The 18,512-nt window shown below is 64.7% G+C and carries 14 protein-coding genes and 4 pseudogenes; 13 read left to right on the top strand and 5 right to left on the bottom strand.

The window, feature by feature from the left end; genetic code table 11:
* Positions 1-222: 222 nt before the first annotated feature.
* Positions 223-1,164 carry a phosphate acetyltransferase gene (locus OMK73_RS33100; protein WP_267605708.1) on the top strand — a complete coding sequence of 314 codons (942 nt, stop codon included), beginning with the start codon at positions 223-225 and terminating at the stop codon, positions 1,162-1,164.
* Positions 1,165-1,219: 55 nt separating this feature from the next.
* Positions 1,220-2,446, top strand: coding sequence for an acetate/propionate family kinase (locus OMK73_RS33095; RefSeq protein ID WP_267605707.1), 1,227 nt, complete (start codon positions 1,220-1,222; stop codon positions 2,444-2,446).
* Positions 2,447-2,458: 12 nt separating this feature from the next.
* Here the strand turns inward: OMK73_RS33095 and OMK73_RS33090 are convergent, their stop codons facing one another.
* Both OMK73_RS33090 and OMK73_RS33085 read right to left on the bottom strand, forming a co-directional pair.
* Complete coding sequence (locus tag OMK73_RS33090; protein WP_267605706.1) at positions 2,459-3,250, bottom strand: tyrosine-protein phosphatase; 792 nt, start codon at positions 3,248-3,250, stop codon at positions 2,459-2,461.
* Positions 3,251-3,312: 62 nt separating this feature from the next.
* Positions 3,313-3,567, bottom strand: coding sequence for an RNA-binding protein (locus tag OMK73_RS33085; protein WP_267606604.1), 255 nt, complete (start codon positions 3,565-3,567; stop codon positions 3,313-3,315).
* 463 nt (positions 3,568-4,030) lie between these two features.
* Here OMK73_RS33085 and OMK73_RS33080 point away from each other — a divergent pair.
* From OMK73_RS33080 to OMK73_RS33040, 10 genes and pseudogenes are all read left to right on the top strand, one after another.
* Positions 4,031-5,564: pseudogene (locus OMK73_RS33080) on the top strand (DASS family sodium-coupled anion symporter).
* A 25-nt stretch (positions 5,565-5,589) separates the two neighbouring features.
* A pseudogene (locus OMK73_RS33075) lies at positions 5,590-6,403 on the top strand (Ldh family oxidoreductase).
* Positions 6,404-6,504: 101 nt separating this feature from the next.
* Positions 6,505-6,636: a hypothetical protein gene (locus OMK73_RS39490; protein ID WP_420715624.1), complete on the top strand. Its 132-nt coding sequence runs from the start codon at positions 6,505-6,507 to the stop codon at positions 6,634-6,636.
* 523 nt (positions 6,637-7,159) lie between these two features.
* Positions 7,160-7,930 (top strand): SDR family NAD(P)-dependent oxidoreductase, encoded by a 771-nt coding sequence (locus OMK73_RS33070; protein ID WP_267605705.1) that lies wholly within the window; start codon positions 7,160-7,162, stop codon positions 7,928-7,930.
* 149 nt (positions 7,931-8,079) lie between these two features.
* Positions 8,080-9,249, top strand: a complete 1,170-nt coding sequence (locus OMK73_RS33065) for a sulfotransferase family protein (RefSeq protein WP_267605704.1) — start codon at positions 8,080-8,082, stop codon at positions 9,247-9,249.
* A complete protein-coding gene (locus OMK73_RS33060; RefSeq protein ID WP_267605703.1) occupies positions 9,249-10,472 on the top strand; it encodes a hypothetical protein in 1,224 nt (407 codons plus the stop codon). Before OMK73_RS33065 ends, OMK73_RS33060 begins: the two co-directional genes overlap by 1 nt.
* A gap of 91 nt (positions 10,473-10,563) precedes the next feature.
* Positions 10,564-10,980: a Gfo/Idh/MocA family protein gene (locus tag OMK73_RS33055; protein ID WP_267606603.1), complete on the top strand. Its 417-nt coding sequence runs from the start codon at positions 10,564-10,566 to the stop codon at positions 10,978-10,980.
* A gap of 6 nt (positions 10,981-10,986) precedes the next feature.
* Positions 10,987-11,673 (top strand): Gfo/Idh/MocA family oxidoreductase, encoded by a 687-nt coding sequence (locus tag OMK73_RS33050; RefSeq protein ID WP_267605702.1) that lies wholly within the window; start codon positions 10,987-10,989, stop codon positions 11,671-11,673.
* Between the two features lie 16 nt (positions 11,674-11,689).
* Positions 11,690-12,709, top strand: coding sequence for a zinc-dependent alcohol dehydrogenase (locus tag OMK73_RS33045; RefSeq protein ID WP_267605701.1), 1,020 nt, complete (start codon positions 11,690-11,692; stop codon positions 12,707-12,709).
* 109 nt (positions 12,710-12,818) lie between these two features.
* The gene (locus OMK73_RS33040) at positions 12,819-13,622 is read left to right on the top strand and encodes a TetR/AcrR family transcriptional regulator (protein ID WP_267605700.1); all 804 of its coding nucleotides are present in this window, start codon (positions 12,819-12,821) and stop codon (positions 13,620-13,622) included.
* Between the two features lie 73 nt (positions 13,623-13,695).
* Here OMK73_RS33040 and OMK73_RS33035 read toward each other — a convergent pair.
* The 3 genes and pseudogenes from OMK73_RS33035 to cysD form a co-directional block, all read right to left on the bottom strand.
* A pseudogene (locus OMK73_RS33035) lies at positions 13,696-14,683 on the bottom strand (acetyltransferase).
* Positions 14,680-16,587, bottom strand: a pseudogene (gene cysN / locus OMK73_RS33030) (sulfate adenylyltransferase subunit CysN). The pseudogenes OMK73_RS33035 and cysN overlap by 4 nt, the downstream one beginning before the upstream one ends.
* On the bottom strand, positions 16,587-17,483 hold the full coding sequence (gene cysD / locus OMK73_RS33025) for a sulfate adenylyltransferase subunit CysD (protein WP_267605699.1): 897 nt from the start codon (positions 17,481-17,483) through the stop codon (positions 16,587-16,589). The pseudogene cysN and the gene cysD overlap by 1 nt, the downstream one beginning before the upstream one ends.
* 302 nt (positions 17,484-17,785) lie before the next feature.
* On the opposite strand from cysD, the gene OMK73_RS33020 reads away from it, so the two are divergent.
* A complete protein-coding gene (locus OMK73_RS33020) occupies positions 17,786-18,481 on the top strand; it encodes a transglycosylase domain-containing protein (protein ID WP_267605698.1) in 696 nt (231 codons plus the stop codon).
* The last annotated feature ends 31 nt before the right edge of the window (positions 18,482-18,512 follow it).

Below are 18,512 nucleotides of genomic sequence, written 5' to 3'. Positions count from 1 at the left end.
GCGATCGCACGGAAGTGCTGCCCTGCAGCACAGCAGAATCTATCAGCCTGCACCGTGCTTGACAACCCGCCGCATGGGCGGATCCGCAGCGGGATGACCTGGCGCAAGGTATCAGCCGATGTCATCGTGCCGCAGGAAACATCGCCTATACTGGCCTTTGCTTTTTGCGCGACGCAGCATGCCCGCGCGGTCGCACCGCAACCCCGACGCACCGGAACGCCGATGACCCAGACGCTCGACAAGTACTCCGTCCTGCTGGCACGCTGCCAGGATTTGCCCGCCATTCCCACCGCGGTGGCGCATCCCTGCGATGCTTCCTCGCTTGGCGGCGCGCTGCAGGCGGCCAGCCTCGGCCTGATCGTGCCGCTGCTGATCGGGCCCGAGGCGCGCATCCGCCAGGTGGCCGACGCAAATGCGCTGGACCTCGGCGACAGCGTGCTGATCGACGCGCCGCATAGCCATGCCGCCGCCGCGCGCGCGGTCGCGGCGATACGCGCTGGCGAGGCGGAATTGCTGATGAAGGGCAGCCTGCACACCGACGAGCTGCTGCACGAAGTCACCGCGTCCGCCACCGGCCTGCGCACGGGCCGGCGCCTCTCGCATGTGTTTGCAATGGACGTGCCGAGCTATCACAAGCCGCTGTTCATCACCGACGCCGCGGTCAATATCTTTCCCACGCTCAACGACAAGGCCGACATCTGCCGCAACGCGATCGACCTGCTGCGCGTGCTGGGCATCGCGTGCCCAAAGGTGGCCATCCTCTCGGCGGTGGAAACCGTGACCGACAAGATCCCCTCCACCATCGACGCGGCCGCGCTATGCATGATGAGCCGGCGCGGCCAGATCGAAGGCGGCATCCTCGATGGCCCGCTCGCCTTCGACAACGCGATCAGCCATGAAGCCGCGGTGACAAAGGGCATCGTCTCCGAGGTCGCCGGCGACCCCGACATCCTGCTGGTGCCCGACCTGGAGGCCGGCAACATGCTGGCCAAGCAGCTCACCTTCCTGGCCGGCGCCGAAGCCGCCGGCATCGTGCTGGGCGCGCGCGTGCCCATCATCCTCACCAGCCGCGCCGACAGCGTGCGCGCGCGCATCGGCAGCTGCGCGATCGCCGTGCTGCTGGCGCATGCGCGCCGCACCGCCCGGACGCCCACCGAGATCTGAGCGCGCCACCGTCCCAGTCATAGTCAACGTCATCGTCACAAGGAGGCCTGCCAGCGTGAGCGCCACCCATCCCACCATCCTCGTCGTCAATGCCGGCTCCTCCAGCGTCAAGGTCTCGGTGTACACCGTGCCCGAGGCCGCCCATGCCAATACCGACATCAACCCGGTGCTCAGCGCGCACGGACAGATCGAAGGCATCGGCGTGTCGCCGCGCCTCACCGCCAGCATGGCGGATGGCCGCGTGGTAGCGGACGAGCGCTTTCCGGTGGCGCAGGTGGCGGATCACGACGCGGCCTTCCGCCTGATCCGGCTGGTGCTGAGCATCGGCCTGCGCGATGCGCCGCCGGTGGCGATCGGCCATCGCGTGGTGCATGGCGGCGCGGATTTCGCCGCCGCCGTGAAGATCGATGACGACGTCATTGCCAAGCTCGAAGCATTGATCCCGCTGGCGCCGCTGCATCAGCCGCACAACCTCACGGCGATCCGTGCGGTGCGCGCCGCCGCGCCGGCGCTGCTGCAGGTAGCCTGCTTCGACACCGCCTTTCACGCCGGGCACGACCCGCTGGCGCAACTGCTGGCGCTGCCTTACGAGTACTTCGAACGCGGCATCCGCCGCTACGGCTTTCACGGCCTGTCCTACGAATACATCGCGCGCCGCCTGCAGCAGATCGCGCCCGACCTGGCACAAGGCCGCGTGATGGTGGCGCACCTGGGCAACGGCGCCAGCCTGTGCGCCATGCGCGAGGGGCGCAGCGTGGAATCCACCATGGGCCTGACGGCGCTCGACGGCCTGCCGATGGGCACGCGCTGCGGCGCCATCGATGCCGGCGCCATCCTGTGGCTGTCGCAGCAAGGCATGAGCACCAAGGACATCGAGGCGATGCTGTACCAGGATTCAGGGATGAAGGGATTGTCGGGTGTCAGCAGCGACATGCGCGCCCTGCTGGCCAGCGACGCGCCGCGCGCGCGGCTGGCGATCGATTTCTACGCCTACCGCGCGGCGCAGGAAATCGGCAAGCTGGCGACCACGCTGGGCGGCCTGGATGCGCTGGTGTTCACCGCCGGCATTGGCGCCAACTCGCCACCGGTGCGCGAGAAGATCTGCGCGCGGCTGGCGGAGCTGTTCGGCATCAGCCTGGACGCCGGCGCCAACAACGAGAACCGCCAGTGCATCAGCCGCGACCACAGCCGCGTGCCGGTGCTGGTGCTGCCTACCGACGAGGAAGGGATGATCGCGCTGAACACCGCGCGGATCATGATGGAGCAAAAGGCGCTCGCGTAGCTCCCTGGCACCTTATGCGCGTACCAGGTAGGCCTGGCGCAAGCGCTCGGCATCCACCTTCAGCACGTTGCCCAGGTAGGCGTCGATGCCGCCGTAGTCCTGCTCGATGGCATGCATCGAGGCTTCCAGGTAGGCGGCTTTCACCGCCAGCAATGGCCACATCACCGCGGGATCGACGCCGAACTGCGCGGCACCGGCACTCATCTTCTGGTTGAAGCCCTGGTTCCAGTGATTCGATTCCAGGTAGTTGGCCATGATGGTGTCGCGCTCCACGCCCAGGCCGGCCAGCAGCAACAGCGAGGCAAAGCCGGTGCGGTCCTTGCCCGCGGTGCAGTGGTACAGCAGGTTGCCGCCCTGCTCCGCGGCCTTCAGGAAACTGCCGAACGCGGCCTGGTACTTGCGCGGAAAGTCGCCATAGACCTCCAGCATGAAGGCCTCCATCTGCGCCGCGCTGCCGTCGCGCAAACGCGGCATCAACTCGGCCATCGACATGCTGCCTTCCAGCACCGGCGTGGCAACCCAGCGGAAGGCCTCGCCAAAGGGGCTCTCCGCCGCGGTCTTCTCATCAGGCGAGCGGAAATCGATCACCATGTCCAGCTGCAATGCGCGCAGCCGCTCCATATCCGCCGCGCTGGCCAGGCCCGGGTTGCCGCTGCGAAACAGCTTGCCGGCTCGCACGCGGTAGCCGTCGCGCGTGGCGAGGCCGCCGAGGTCGCGCAGATTGACCACGTTGTCCAGCGCAAGCGCTGCATTGCCGGGCACGCCGGCACCTTGTGATGGCGCATCGGCCATGTTTTCCTGCATCGTGTCCCTGCCCTGTCTTTGTCGTTCGGTGGCGCGCGCGCCGCACCGCACGTGGCGGCGGTTCAGCGCGGGCGATAGGCCGGCACATGCCAGCGCGTATGGCAGCCAGCAATATAACGGCGATCGAGCTTCGCCACCAGCTTCCACACGCTCATCGGGTCCACATCGTCCAGATCCAGGTCGACCCAGGCCCAGGGATGGGCACAGTCGCCCTCGCAGATCAGCTCGACATCCTTGACCCGCACGTAGGCGGCCAGGGCTTTACGCAACGTGGATGCGTCGACTTCGGCACGTAGTCCTCTCACTAAAACCTTCATCATGCACTCCAATATTTTCAGATCACTTTCGCGCGGCTTGCAAGCGTGCAGGGCCGCCGGCTGTTGCGCTCGCTGCGCAACGCCCTCAAGCCCTTGTAGCGCAAAGCTCTGAAAGTCTGACCGTGTGGCGCAACGCCCTCAAGCCCTTGTAGCGCAAAGCTCTGAAAGTCTGACCGTGTGGCGCATGGAAATTTCCCGGCGCGAACCGGTTCCTTGATCCGCATCATATGTCCCCGGATCCACCCTCGACAGGCGCCGTTGGCCGGCACAATAATTTCCCCATGTCGAACGCGGCAGTCCGGCCACAAGCGCCACAAGCCGGTCCCCCGCATCCGCCAGGTCTTCACGGAAAACCGCCGAACGACGCCGCCACCCAGCCAGTCACAGGCTAGCCACCTGCCCGCGCGTGACGTCCGCCTTTCCGTGTCGAACCAAGACCAACCAGAGAAGAAAAGGCAAAGCGATGACAAACCCGCGCATTCCAACCCAAGCCGTTCGCGCTGCCGCCCCGAGCGCCATTGGTGCAGCTGCCGCCGTGCCGCAAGCCGCGCCTGGTAGATCCACGCCATGGGGGCTCTATGCCGCCATCCTGGTACTGATCGGCATACTCGCCCTGCCCCTGCCCCCGGACCTGCCGGTGGCGGGACATCGCATGCTGGCCGTCCTCGCCTTTGCCATCGTGGTGTGGATCACCGAGGCGGTCTCCTACGAGGCCAGCGCCATCATGATCACGTCGCTGATGGCGGCGCTGATCGGCTTCGCGCCCACGGTGGCCGACCCGGCCACGCAATACGGCACGTCCCGCGCGCTCGGCATGGCGCTGGCAGGGTTCTCCAACACCGCGCTGGCGCTGGTTGCCGCCGCCCTCTTCATCTCGGCGGCGATGACGGTGACCGGGCTCGACCGGCGCATCGCGCTGGTCACGCTGTCGGCCATCGGCACCAGCACGCGGCGTATCCTGATCGGCAGCATCGCGGTGACCATCGCGCTGTCGCTGGTGGTGCCGAGCGCCACCGCGCGCAGCGCCTGCGTGGTGCCGATCATGATGGGCGTGATCGCGGCGTTCGGGGTCGACAAGAAATCGAATATCGCCGCCGGCATCATGATCACCGTGGCCATGGCCACCAGCATCTGGAACGTCGGCATCCAGACCGCCGCCGCGCAGAACCTGCTGACGGCAGGCTTCATGGATAAGCTGCTGGGCGAGCGCATCACCTGGCTGCAATGGCTGATCGCCAGCGCGCCGTGGGCCATCGTGATGTCGGTCGTGCTGTATTTCCTGGTGCGTTTCCTGCTGCCCGCCGAAACCGAAGCCATCCCCGGCGGCAAGGAGGCCGTGCAAAAGGAACTCGCCGGGCTGGGCCCGATGAGCGGCCCGCAGAAGCGGCTTGCCGCCGTGTCCATCGGGCTGCTGCTGTTCTGGGCCACCGAGGGCGAGCTGCACCAGTTCGACACCGCCACCGTGACCTTCGTCGGCCTGGTGATCCTGATGATGCCGCGCATCGGCGTGATGGACTGGAAGACCATGCAGCAACGCACGCCGTGGGGCACGCTGATCGTGTTCGGGGTGGGCATCAGCCTGGGCACCGCGCTTGTCACCACGCAGGCCGGCCAATGGCTGGGCAAGTTCGTGGTGGCCAACTCCGGGCTCGCCACGCAAGGCCCGATCCTGGTGTTCGCCATCCTGGCCGCCTTCCTGATCCTGATCCACTGCCAGCGCCACCGCGCTCACCGCCGCGCTGCTGCCGATCTTGATCTCGGTGCTGCAGACGCTGCCGGGCGATATCAACCAGATCGGCCTGACCATGCTGCTCGGCTTCACCGTGAGCTTCGGCTTCATCCTGCCGATCAATGCGCCTCAGAACATGGTTTGCCTTGGCACGGATACCTTCAACGGCAAGCAGTTCGCCAAGGTCGGCATCCCCGTGACGGTGATCGGCTACGCCCTGATGCTGCTGTTCGCCGCCACCTACTGGCGCTGGCTGGGCTGGATCTGAGCGCACACCGGGAAAAGGACCGATCATGAAAATCGCATTGCAATCCGCCACCCAGCTCGCCCGCGACGTGCTCGCCGCGCTAGGCGTGCCGACCGACATCGCCAACGACGTGGCCGAGCACCTGGTCGAGGCCGACCGCTGCGGCTACACCAGCCACGGCCTGTCGATCCTGCCCAACTACCAGCGCTCGCTCGCCACAGGCAACGTCAACCCGGGGGCCGCGCCGAATGCGTGCTCGACCGCGACAGCCTGCTGGTGTTCGACGGCAACGGCGGCTTCGGCCAGCACGTGGGCAAGCGCGTCATCGAGACCGCCATCGAGCGCGTGCGCCAGCACGGCCACTGCATCGTCACGCTGCGCCGTTCGCACCATCTCGGCCGCATGGGACACTACGGCGAGATGGTGGCCAAGGAGCGGTTCGTGCTGCTGAGCTTTACCAACGTGATCAACCGCTCTCCGGTGGTGGCCCCCTACGGCGGCCGCACCGCGCGGCTGACCACCAACCCGCTGTGCTTCGCCGGGCCGATGCCCAACGGTCGCCCGCCGCTGGTGGTCGACATCGCCACCAGCGCCATCGCCATCAACAAGGCCCGCGTGCTCGCCGAAAAGGCGAGCACGCGCCGCAGAACAGCATCATCGACGGCGACGGCAACCCCACCACCGATGCCTGCTCCATGTTCAGCGAACACCCGGGCGCCCTGCTGCCCTTCGGCGGCCACAAGGGCTATGCGCTCGGCGTGGTAGCTGAACTGCTGGCCGGCGTGCTGTCCGGGGCGGCACCATCCAGCCGGACAACCCCCGCGGCGGCGTGGCCACCAACAATATGTTCGCGGTGCTGATGAACCCGGAACTCGACCTGGGCCTGAGCTGGCAGAGCGCGGAGGTGTAAGCCTTCGTCAACTACCTGCACGACACCCCACCCGCCCCGGGCTTTGATCGCGTGCAGTACCCGGGCGAGTTCGAAGCCGCCAACCGCGCGCTCGCCACCACCCACCTGGATGTGAACCCGGCGATCTGGCGCAACCTGGAAACGCTGGCGAAGGACCTCGGCGTGGCGCTGCCCGCTGGCTGAGCCGGCGTGACACGGGGGCGTCGGCCCGCCGCGTGCCGGCCCCCTTATGGAGCAGGTGTGCTTGCCGCAAGGCGCATGCATCGCGTCGAGGGGGACCGCTTCCGCCCTTGACACACCTCTTTTAAGGCACAAGCCTTATCACAAAACGGCCGACCATCGAGGATGGCGTATCCGCAACGCGCCTTTCCTCGCCGAACGGGGCCGGTCATCCGAGCCCCCACGCGCCTCCTGGCTCATCTCCTGTCTCGCCCTCCCTCCTCCAAGCTTCAGGAAACTCCGGAATTTTTGCCAACTTCCGTGCCGTTTCGCAGGCCGCCGGCCAGAGCAAGGCGCGATGCAAAGAAGTCCCGGGAAATTCCAATCGCGGCTCTGGCACCTTATCAGGCGCTTGCCATGGACAACAAATTTTAATATTCTTACCTTAAATTCGTTTGCACCGGTGTTGGGTGACACCCTGCACCGCGCCGCCGACTGATCGCATCGCGTAGCAGCGATCCCGTATTCCTATTGGAGACAACGTCCAATGCATACCCTACAGGCCGACTGGCCGAACCTTCGGTTTGACTACAAAGGCTGTCACGTGTTGGTGACTGGTGGCACCAGCGGTATCGGCACCGGGATCGCCGAAGCGTATCGAGACGCAGGCGCGGAGGTCACTATCACCGGCACCCGGCGCTCTGTGTCCGACTATGGGGCTGATTTGGATGGCTACTGCTATTTGCAGCTCGACATCGAGGACGCGGACAATATCTCCGCTGTGGCAGCCGCGGTGCCACAGGTTGACATTCTCATCAACAACGCCGGCTTTGCGCTGCCGAGCAGCGGCCTCGACGAGTACGACCCGGAGGTCTTCGAGCGCGCGGTGCGCATGCACCTCGTCGGCGGTTACCGCATGGCGCATGGCTGTGCGGACAAACTCCTGAAAAGCGCCCTGCCAGGCGGGCCTTCCATTATCAGCATCGCGTCGATGAGCTCGTTCTTCGGGATCGACATCGTTCCCGGCTATGGTGCAGCGAAGACCGGTGTCGTCGGGTTGACCCGGGCATTGGCAGTCCATTGGGGCGGGCGCATTCGTGTCAACGCGGTCGCCGCGGGGCTTACCGCGAGCCGCATGACGGCGGCGACCGTCGCCAACCCGGCATGGTCAGGACCCACGCTTGCACGTACGCCGGCAGCACGGCTGGGCGTGCCACGCGACATCGCGGGTCCGGTCCTGTTCCTGACAAGCGCAGCCGCCAGCTGGATCACCGGACAAACGCTGCCGGTCGACGGCGGCTTTACCGTCGCTGGCTGAACCGCAACGGCAGGATCGCTGCAGCCTTCCATCACGCTTCCAGACCGGACCAACGCAATGAAACCTGACGCCATCCGCATCGCCGACCTCGGCACCCCCAACTAACCGAGAAGCAGCGTCGAGCGATTGCTTCCTCCCCGCCAGTGGAAATGAGCGAGGAGGCCGTCCTGGCGGCCGCACGCCACCGAACGGGTCTGTCCGACTTTGGTCCGGACGACTTCCGCGAGCGGCTGCGTATCTGGCTAAGGAGCTTTGACGAGGACACGGGCCTCGGCCCGCTGGGTCGCGCGGGCCTGTTCGGCGATGCCGTGCGCTATGCTTGTGCGCGCCTTCGCTTCGAAGATCTTGTGAAGCAGCACCCTGAAATCAATGAGGTCGCGATTCGACAGCCGATCGTCATCGCCGGGCTTCCACGCTCGGGCACCACCCACCTCGTCAACATCCTGGCAGCCGATCCGCGGCTGCGCTCCATGCCGCTATGGGAAGCGATGGAGCCGATTCCAACGCCGGAAGAGCAGGCCACGCCGGGCGCGGACGATCCGCGCTTCCTTCGTGCCCGCGATATGTGGGGCGAATTCGAAGCCATGCTGCCGCTCATGCCGGCGATGCACGAGATGGCCCCGGCCCACGTGCATGAGGACATAGAGCTGCAAGCCCTGGACTTCTCATCCTATCTGCCGGAATGGCAGTGCCGGCCCTATCGCTGGCGCGACTATTACTACAGCAAGGATCAGACTTCGCACTACGCCTACGGCCGCCGGGTCCTGCAAGCGCTCACCTGGCTCAAGGGGCCGGACCGATGGGTGATGAAGTCGCCGCCGCACATGGAGAATCTCCGGCCGTTGATGACGACCTATCCCGACGCAACGGTCGTCATCACGCATCGCGATCCGGTCGCCGTCCTGCAGTCAGCGATCACCATGATCGCCTATGGTGACCGCATCCGCCGGCATACCGTCGATGTAAAGGAACTTGCCCGCTATTGGACGGATCGCCTGGAGCATCTGCTGCGCGCCTGTGTGCGAGACCGGGACACCGTGCCCGCCGGCCAATCGCTCGACGTGCTGTTCGACGACTACATGGCCGACCAAAAGACGGTGATCGAGCGCGTCTATGCGATGGCCGGTCTTGCACTGACCGACGTAGCCCGTGCCCGTGTGCATGCCTATCTGGAGTCCAATCCCCGCGGAAAGCACGGACGGGTCGTCTATGACCTGAAAGGCGATTTTGGCATCGACGTAGCGGCGTTGCGCGAGCGATTCGGCTTCTATTATCAGCGCTTCTCGGTCAGGCCAGAGCGCATCGAAGGAGAGTTGTGATGACAGATCGAGCCGCGGAGCGCCTGCTGTCCGGCCGGGCGTGGCATGACTACTGTGAAACGGTGCGCCGCGCCGGCCATATGGTCGACCATTTCGGCGCGGAGGCTAACGCCCTCGACTGCGCCGAATGGTATCGGTTCATGACGCGCCTGATGCGCAACGGGATCGAGCGCTTCATGGAGAACTGCGAGCCCGAACGGCCGCGCCTGCGCAATGCGCCCTGGCGCCAGTCCATCAACTTCCAGTCGCCCGACCAGGATCACCTGCTCGCCGAGTTCATCGATGGCAGCCATGACTACGTCATTCGCGGCAATCGCGGCGGACTGCCCTATTTCGTCATTGCTTCATGGCGTGCGCCGCAGCCGCGCCATCCGGGAACGCTGGACTGGGCGGCGCACGGCGTGGCGGGCCTTGCCGGGTTCGATCCCGCGGCGCTGCAGACCACCGGCTTCATCTCGTCACGCGAAGTGACCTTCGATGCGGCGGGCAATTTCGAGATCGTCGTCGGCCAGCGCAGGCCAGCGGACGAACGCGACTGGCTGTCGATCACGCCTGATTGCGTCGGCCTGCTCATCCGCACGCTCTATCATGATCGCGCGAATACCGCGCCGCCCGGGTTCACCATCGAGCGAGTCGATCGCCCGGAACCGCGCCCCATCACCGCCGCCGAAATGAGCGATGCGCTCGCCAAGGCGGGACAGACGGTACTTGGCTATTGCGAACTGGTGCGGCGCTGGTGGCAGGACAATCTCAGCCAACGGCCGAACCGCATCCGCTTCGATCGCGCGGTGTATCTATCCAATGGCGGGGTGCCGGATCGGCATCACGGCTTTGGCACCTGGGAATGCGCCGACGGCGAAGCGCTGGTGATCGATTTCCTGCCAACGCCCTGCGACTACTGGATCCTCCAGCTCTGCTCGATCTGGCAAGAGAACCTGGACAACTACGAAGACGGCGGCGGCCATGTGCAGAAGTACAAGGCCATCTATCGCCATGACGGCTCGGTGCGCGTCATCATTGCGCAGGGCGAGCCCGGCATCTCCGGCAACTGGATCCACCCCTTCGGCCATGTCCATGGGGGCATGAGCCTGCGGCTGATCGGCACGCAGGGCGAGCCGCCGTTGGTAACGCTGCGCCGCATCGCACTGGCCGCGCTGCATGAACGCGGCGAGGCGGCGCTGGATGAAGTCTCGCCGCTGCTGAGCGGCGAGGTGGCGCAATGAATGCGGCGCCGCGACGCATTGCCGATCTCGGCGAAGCCGCGCGCCGCTGCGCCGCGGCGCTCAATCTTGAACCATATGGAGGCAACCCTTGATGACGCATCCCATAGCCGCCGCGGTGGTCGGCACCGGCTTCGGCCTTTTTACCCATGTACGTGCGCTACGCGAGGCGGGGTTCGAGGTGCGCGCGATCGTCGGCCGAGACCGTGCCCGCACCATCGCGCGCGCCGCGCCGCTTGGCATCCCGCTCGCAACCGATAGTCTTGCCGAAGCGCTTGCCGATCCAGCGGTGCAACTCGTCACGGTGGCGACGCCCCCGCACGCGCACTATGCACCGGTGATGGAGGCGATCGCCGCGGGGCGGCATGTCGTTTGCGAAAAGCCCTTTGCCCGCGACGTTGCCGAAGCCGCGGAGATGCGCAAAGCCGCGACAAGAGCCGGCGTCTATCACATGCTCGGCGCCGAGTTCCGCTTCGACAGCGCGCAGGCGCTGTTGCGGCGGGTCGTCTAGTCGGGAATGATCGGGGCACCGCGCCATTTCCTGCGCATCTACCACCAGCCGGGCCTGCAGGATTCCGCAGAGAGGCTCAGCGACTGGTGGGAGGACGCCGACCAGGGCGGCGGCTTCCTTGGCGCGTTCGGCTCGCACATGATCGATCAGGTCGAATACATGTTCGGGCCCATCGCGCGCGTCAGCGGCATGCTGCAAACGCTGGCGCCCGGGCGCCCCAACATGACGGCCGACGATTGCTACAACGTGCAGTTCGAAACGGGCAGCGGTGTTGCGGGGTCAATCATCGCCGCACTTGCCGCGCCGGGACCGCTGGTGATGGCGACGAAGGTGGTAGGCAGCGCAGGCGGGGCGTGGATTCAGAGCGGCGCGACCTACGCTGACCCCGAAGAGGTCTGGGTAAGCGACGCCGATGGCGTGCGGCGCATCGAGATACCCGCCGATCTCGTCAACGCGACGTCGACACCTTTTCCCGTCGCCGAGCTGATCCAGACCGAGCAGGATCGCTGGCACACAATGGGGATCGATGTGCCGCCCTATGCGCGCCTTTTCGCCGAGATGCGCGCGCGGATCGAGCATGGCGTGCCCGCCATCCCCGAGCGCGCGGCGACATTCGACGATGCGGTGCGCGGGCAGGCGGTGCTCGACGCGGTGCGACGGTCGGCGCGCGATCGCGCCTGGATTGCGATCTGAAAGGAAGGACACCACCATGGCAGAAATGATGTTCCGTGCGGCGGTCCATGGACCTGATGATATCCGCATCGAGCCTGTGGAGCGGCCGAGCGTCGGGCCGGGCGATATCGTCGTCAAGGTCGCGGTCTGCGGCATCTGCGGCTCCGATCTCGGCTACGCACGCGCGGGCGGCCTGCCGATCGGAGGCGATGGTCCCCTATCGCTCGGGCACGAATTCTCGGGCGTGATCGAGGAGGCGGGAGCGCAAGTGACGGCGCTGCGCAAAGGGCAGCGCGTGGTGGTGAACCCGACGACGCCCGCGAACATGATCGGCTCCGGCGGCCCAGGGGCCTTCGCCTCGCACATTCTCGTGCGCAATGTGATGGCCGAGTCGTCGGTCTACACCATTCCCGACATGCTGGACATCGAAACCGCCGCGCTGGCCGAGCCGCTCGCCGTCGCGCTGCACGGCGTCAACCGTTCGCGCGCCGGCGCAGGCAGCAGGGTGGTCGTTTTCGGCGCGGGCCCCATCGGGCTCGGCGTCGTGGCGATGCTCCGTCTGCGCGGCGTCGCGGACATCATCGCTGTCGATCGCGTGGACACCCGCCTGGCACGTGCGCAGGCGCTCGGAGCAAACGCCACGCTCAATCCCGACAAATGCGATCTCTGGGCTGAAATCGGCCAACGCCATGGCGCTGGCACGCTCTATGGGATGCCTGTCGTGGATACCGACGAATTCATCGAAGTGTCGGGCGCTGCGCCGGTTATTCCCCAGATCATCGCGCACGCACGATTCGGGGCGCATCTGACGGTGGTGGCGGTGCATCACGCGCCTGTCGCCATGGATCTGGCGATGGCGCTGGGCAAGGAGATGGAGGTGACCACCGCAATGGCCTACCCCACTGAGTTTGGAGAGGTACTGGAGATCCTCGCCACCGGCCGGATCGACACTACTCCGCTGATCAGCCACCGCTTCGCCTTCGCCGATTTCGAGCAAGCCTTTGCTACCGCCGCGCGCGCTGAGGAGTCGGCCAAGGTGTTGGTGACGTTCGGATGAGCCGGAATGGAAGGCATGGAAGACGCCAGCCGGCCGGCAATACCGGGACATGCCGGCCCATGCCCGATGCTACACTGCATGGCGTTGATCAAACGAGACGATTGGTACGATGTCCCAGCAAGGCAGAAAAGTCGAGAGCCTGACACTGAAAAGTGTTGCCACGCGGGCAAAGCTAGTGGCAATTGCGGAGCGTTTGTTCGCCGAGCGCGGCATCGAAGGGGTTTCGTTGAACGATATCAACAAAGCCGCCGGACAGCGCAACAAGAACGCCACACATTACCATTTCGGCAGCAAGGACGGCCTGTTGCAGGCTATCCTGGACAAGCATGAGCCGGGCATCGCCGCCCGGCGCAACGCGCTGCTCGACGAACTGGAGCAGCGGGGCAAACCTTCGGTTAGAGACGTGGTGCGGGCGCTGATGCACCCGGTTGCGGAGAAGATCTTCGATCCCGACGGCGGAAAGGAGTTCATCCGCCTGGATGCCCAACTGGTGGCCACGCATACGCTCTCCGTGCAGAACTTGCGCACCTCCACGCTCAAGCTTGGCCAGGTGGACCGGCTGAGGCGATCGCTGCTTGACGTCATCCAGGATCTGCCTGAGCCCGTGGCACACCAGCGCCTGCTCATGGCGGCCGTATTGCTGCTCCACGGGCTCGCCGACCATTCCCGCATGCTGGATGCGAGCGAGAAGGAAAGCCTGGTGATGGACACGGAGTTGTTCATCAAGAACCTCGAGGATTGCCTGGTGGCGCTACTGGCGGGCCCGATGTCGCCCGATACGGCTTCCCTGCTTTCCCGGCTGGACGTCTCCGGCGAAGTCGCGAGGCACGCGCCGAAGTCAACGGGTCGGAGCGCACGGGGCGGCAAGGCTGCCGTCAGCCTTGCCGCGGCACCCGCCCATCGACGATCGTAACGCAGACGCGACGCCTCGCAACGAGGCCGTCCTCATCCCGAGAGCGCAAGTCTTTCACCAACGATCATGAGAATCATGCGAAACGCGATCCAGACGCGATGCCGAAGCATGCCTCGAACTCGCGCGCAAAGCGGTCGACTTCCGACTCGGGCAAATGGTTGATGCCTCCCGCCAGTTTCCGGCCACCTCCGGTGTCGAACGTGCGGCAGAAGTCGGCCGCAGCCACCGGGCTATGGCCGGGTATGCGCACGCTGACCGTGAATCCACCTTGCCTTTTGGGTGAAAGGATACCAAGCGCACGATCAGGCTGCCCATGCATGAGTTCGTTGGCCAGGACGCCGATGGCGCGCCGCGCCCACGGTGCATCCGGCAGCACCAGCAGCGCCGCGCCAGGGACCTGGCGTGCCGGCTCGAGCCGGCGTGCCAGGTCCATGTCCTCCTCATAGCCGGCCGCCAGCCGCGCGTATGCGTCCGAGCACGCCACGAATTCCAGCGGGTCGGCAAAAGGCAGCATCAGCGCCGACAACTCGGCCGGATCGAAATGCAGATCGACGACGGTTTCGCCGTAAGCGTTGTAGTTGAGATAGATGCCGAGCCGCTCCAAGGCCGCAGCCGCGCCAGCGCCGAAGCCGGCCGCCAGTGCCATGGCGCTGCCCACGCCAGGCAGGCTGTCGCCGTATGCCGCCGCGATAGCCCACGCACGGTGGCGGCCGCCAAGATAGCGGTCGACCAGGATGCTGGTGCAGACGCCGGCCGCCTCGTCGATGTGGGATTCGAAGCGCGTATGGCGAGGCAGCTCGCCCGCGTGATGGTGGTCAAAATAGCGCACCGATGCGCCTGCCTCGAGCAGGCGAAGCAGATCAGCCCGATTTTGGTCGAGCGAGATGTCGAGCACGGTAATGGTGTCGCCCTCCCCCGCCGATGTGCTGCAGCAACTGAATGTCGCGTTTGACCCCGGTCAGCAGCCTCGCGCCGCTGGACTCGCCAGGTGCGGCAAGCCGCAGTTGCTGCAACGCACACAGGCCGTCCGCATCTCCGTTGAACACGTAGTAGCGGTTCATAGCGCCTCGCGGGTGATCAGGTGGCTGACGATCTGCTCGGCTGCCTCCTCCGGCGACCAGGCGGTGGTGTCGACCCGAATCTCCGGGTTCTCCGGTGCCTCGTAAGGGGAATCGATGCCGGTGAAGTTCGTCAGCTCGCCACGGCGCGCCTTCTTGTAAAGCCCCTTGGATCCCGCTGTTCCGCCACGCTGATTGGCGTATCGACGAACACTTCGAAGAACTCGTCCGGCGCCATCAGTCCGCGAGACATGCTGCGCTCGGAACGGAATGGCGAGATGAAGGACACGAGAACGATCAGTCCCGCATCGACCATCAGCTTTGCGACTTCGCCAACACGCCGAATGTTCTCGACCCGATCGGCGTCGGAGAAGCCGAGATCCTTGTTCAGGCCGTGGCGCACATTGTCGCCATCCAGCAGATAGGTATGCTTGCCCGATGCATGCAGTTTGCGCTCGACGAGGTTCGCGATCGTGGACTTGCCGGCACCCGACAGCCCCGTGAACCAGAGCACGCAGGGCTTCTGCCCTCTGAGAGCAGCATGCGCCTGTTTGTCGATGTCAATCGCCTGCCAGTGGATGTTCTGCGAGCGGCGCAAGGCAAAGTGCAGCAATCCGGCCCCGATCGTATTGTTGGTCAGGCGGTCGATCATGATGAAACCGCCCGTATCGCGATTGTCCAGGTAGGGATCGAATGCGATTGGCTGATCGAGAATCAGGTTGCAGACCGCGATCTCATTCAGGCTCAGCGTCCTGGCCGCGAGATGCTCGAGCGTGTTGACGTTGATCTTGTATTTCGGCACCGCGCTGGTGGCGGTCACGGTCTTCGCGCCGATTTTCAACAGGTATGGGCGTCCTGGCAGCATAGGCTCGTCGCTCATCCAGACAATGGTCGCCTCGAACTGATCCGCCACGCCAGCCGGCACCTCGATCGGCGCGAGAACGTCGCCTCGGCTGATATCGATTTCGTCCTCCAGCGTGAGCGTGATCGACTGGCCGGACACCGCTTCCTCGAGGTCGGCTTCGCTTGTCACGATACGCGCAACCCGGCTTTCCTGCCTGACGGCAGGACCCGAAGGCGATCGCCGCGCTTGACGCGGCCACTAGCGACGGTGCCCGCGTAGCCGCGGAAATCAAGGTTGGGTCGGTTGACCCACTGCACCGGCATGCGAAACGGCCCGCGCTGAGCGCTGCCGTCTTCGACCTGCACCGAGTCAAGGTACCCCATCAGGGTAGGCCCGTCGTACCAGGGCGTGTTTGCGCTGATCTCGGTGATATTGTCGCCCTTCAGGGCCGACATGGGGATGGTGACGATACTCCGCAGGCCGATCTGGCTGGCAAAGGCTCTATAGTCTGCATCAATTCTGTCGTAGATCTCTCTCGAGTATTCCACCATATCCAGCTTGTTGATGGCAAGTACAACCTGGCGAATGCCGATCATCGAAACGAGATAGCTGTGCCGACGCGTCTGGGTCAGCACGCCTTTGCGCGCGTCAATCAGGATGATGGCGACATCGGCCGTCGAGGCTCCGGTGACCATATTGCGCGTGTATTGTTCGTGGCCCGGCGTATCAGCCACGATGAATTTGCGCTTGTCGGTCGAGAAAAAGCGATAGGCGACATCGATCGTGATGCCTTGCTCGCGCTCAGCCGCGAGGCCATCGACCAGCAGTGCGAAATCAAGGTCGCCGCCTTGCGTTCCCACCTTCTTCGAGTCTGCCTCCAACTGACTGAGCTGATCTTCGAAGAGCATCTTCGACTCATAGAGCATGCGGCCAATGAGCGTGCTCTTGCCGTCATCCACGCTGCCGCAGGTGATGAAGCGCAGCAGGCTCTTGTTCTCTTGTTCTCTTGTGATTGCAGATATTGCCCGATGTCTGCAGCGATCGAATCGGATATGTGTGCCATCAGAAGTACCCCTCCTGTTTCTTTTTCTCCATGGAACCCGCCGAGTCGTGGTCGATAAGGCGGCCCTGCCGTTCGGATGTCTTGGCCAGAAGCATCTCCTGAATGATTGCCGCCAGGGAATCCGCCTCACTCTCGATGGCACCGGTCAGTGGATAGCAGCCCAGCGTGCGAAAGCGCACCTTCCTGAATTCGGGAGCTTCACCGTCTTTCAGTGGCATGCGCTCGTCATCGACCATGATGAGCGTGCCGTCGCGCTCCACGACCGGTCGCTCTTTCGCTAAATAGAGCGGTACGATCGGAATGCCTTCGAGATAGATGTATTGCCAGATATCGAGCTCGGTCCAGTTGGAGAGCGGGAACACCCGAATGCTTTCGCCTTTGTGCTTGCGGGCGTTGTACAGTCGCCAGAGCTCGGGGCGTTGCAGTTTCGGATCCCAGCGGTGCCGCTCGGAGCGGATCGAAAAGATGCGCTCCTTGGCACGCGATTTCTCTTCGTCCCGCCTCGCGCCACCAAATGCCGCATCGAAACCGTATTGGTCCAGCGCCTGCTTCAGTCCCTCGGTTTTCCAGATGTCGGTGTGTATGGCCGAGCCATGGGTAAACGGGTTGATCCCCTTTTCCAACCCCTCGGGGTTCACGTGGACGATCAGGTGGAAGCCGAGCTTATTCGCCATGGCGTCCCGAAATTGAATCATCTCGCGGAATTTCCATGTCGTGTCGACGTGCAATAGTGGAAACGGGAGTTTTCCGGGATAGAAAGCCTTCATTGCCAAGTGCAGCATCACCGCGCTGTCCTTGCCGATGGAGTAAAGCATGACCGGGTTTTCACACTCCGCGACCACCTCTCGCATGATGTGAATGCTCTCGGCCTCAAGACGCTGCAAGTGCGTCAACATTTGTCACCCTCCTTCGTCCACGCTCGGCGGGGCAGCCGCCGCCAACGACGCGGCCGATGGCAATGGCATTTAGCCGATGCACCGCCCGCGCCAGATTCCATTTAAGGTGCACTCCTTAAATATGCGTTGAGCGTACAAGGGGGCAATGGATGGCTCATCGTCTGTTTGGACTACGCCACGCGTCGTGCGACGGGGTTCAGCCCAAGCGTTTGCCTCGCCGCCACGCTGGCCGCACAGGCGTCGCCGCATGGCGTGGCCCCGAGAGCGGGGCAGGGCCGCCGCGTGCTGGCACAATACTGCCCATGGAACGTCTCTGGTCGAATTTTCTCAAGCTGCTGGTGGTGCTGATGCTGGGTGTAGCCCTGCTCGGCACGCTGGCCGTACTCGTCGCTCAGCGCCAGTTGCCCACGCTGGATGCGCTCACCACCTTCCGCCAGTCACCCGGCTATGTCCCCATCGGCCAGATACCGCCCAAGCTCACGCAGGCGGTGGTGGCCATCGAGGATGACCGCTTCTACCTGCACGACGGCATCGACTATGTCGGCGTGATCCGCGCCGGCGTGGCCAACCTGTCCGACGAGCTGTCGCAGGGCGCCTCCACCATCACCATGCAGGTGGCACGCAATTTCTTCCTCTCGCGCGAGAAGACCTATACCCGCAAGCTGTACGAAGTGCTGCTGGCTTACCGCATCGAGCACGCCATGAGCAAGGACGAGATCCTGGAGCTCTATATGAACAAGGTCTACCTTGGGCAGGGAGCCTATGGCTTTGCTGAGGCTGCCGAGACTTACTTTGGCAAGCCGGTGGCTGAGCTGACGCTGGCTGAATGCGCGATGCTGGCTGGGTTGCCCAAGGCGCCTTCCGCTAATAATCCTGTGGTCAATCCGCGGCGGGCGCGGCAGCGGCAGGCTTATATCTTGCTGCGGATGCTGGAGTTGGGGCGCATTGATCGCGGGCAATATGATGCGGCGCTGCTGGAGCCTTTGCGGTTGCGGTAGAGGTGTGGTGGATGGGGGCGGTGTTTTAGCG

Origin of the sequence: Cupriavidus sp. D39 (assembly GCF_026627925.1) — a bacterium.
Lineage (GTDB): Bacteria > Pseudomonadota > Gammaproteobacteria > Burkholderiales > Burkholderiaceae > Cupriavidus > Cupriavidus ulmosensis.
This window is presented reverse-complemented; position numbering and strand designations above follow the sequence as displayed.

Coding starts and splice junctions, on each gene's coding strand:
- OMK73_RS33100 (WP_267605708.1), top strand. CDS start 223: ATGACCCAGACGCTCGACAAGTACTCCGTCCTGCTGGCACGCTGCCAG.
- cysD (WP_267605699.1), bottom strand. CDS start 17,483: ATGTTGACGCACTTGCAGCGTCTTGAGGCCGAGAGCATTCACATCATG.
- OMK73_RS33045 (WP_267605701.1), top strand. CDS start 11,690: ATGGCAGAAATGATGTTCCGTGCGGCGGTCCATGGACCTGATGATATC.
- OMK73_RS33085 (WP_267606604.1), bottom strand. CDS start 3,567: ATGAAGGTTTTAGTGAGAGGACTACGTGCCGAAGTCGACGCATCCACG.
- OMK73_RS33040 (WP_267605700.1), top strand. CDS start 12,819: ATGTCCCAGCAAGGCAGAAAAGTCGAGAGCCTGACACTGAAAAGTGTT.
- OMK73_RS33070 (WP_267605705.1), top strand. CDS start 7,160: ATGCATACCCTACAGGCCGACTGGCCGAACCTTCGGTTTGACTACAAA.
- OMK73_RS33065 (WP_267605704.1), top strand. CDS start 8,080: ATGAGCGAGGAGGCCGTCCTGGCGGCCGCACGCCACCGAACGGGTCTG.
- OMK73_RS33060 (WP_267605703.1), top strand. CDS start 9,249: ATGACAGATCGAGCCGCGGAGCGCCTGCTGTCCGGCCGGGCGTGGCAT.
- OMK73_RS33050 (WP_267605702.1), top strand. CDS start 10,987: ATGATCGGGGCACCGCGCCATTTCCTGCGCATCTACCACCAGCCGGGC.
- OMK73_RS33090 (WP_267605706.1), bottom strand. CDS start 3,250: ATGCAGGAAAACATGGCCGATGCGCCATCACAAGGTGCCGGCGTGCCC.
- OMK73_RS33055 (WP_267606603.1), top strand. CDS start 10,564: ATGACGCATCCCATAGCCGCCGCGGTGGTCGGCACCGGCTTCGGCCTT.
- OMK73_RS33020 (WP_267605698.1), top strand. CDS start 17,786: ATGGAACGTCTCTGGTCGAATTTTCTCAAGCTGCTGGTGGTGCTGATG.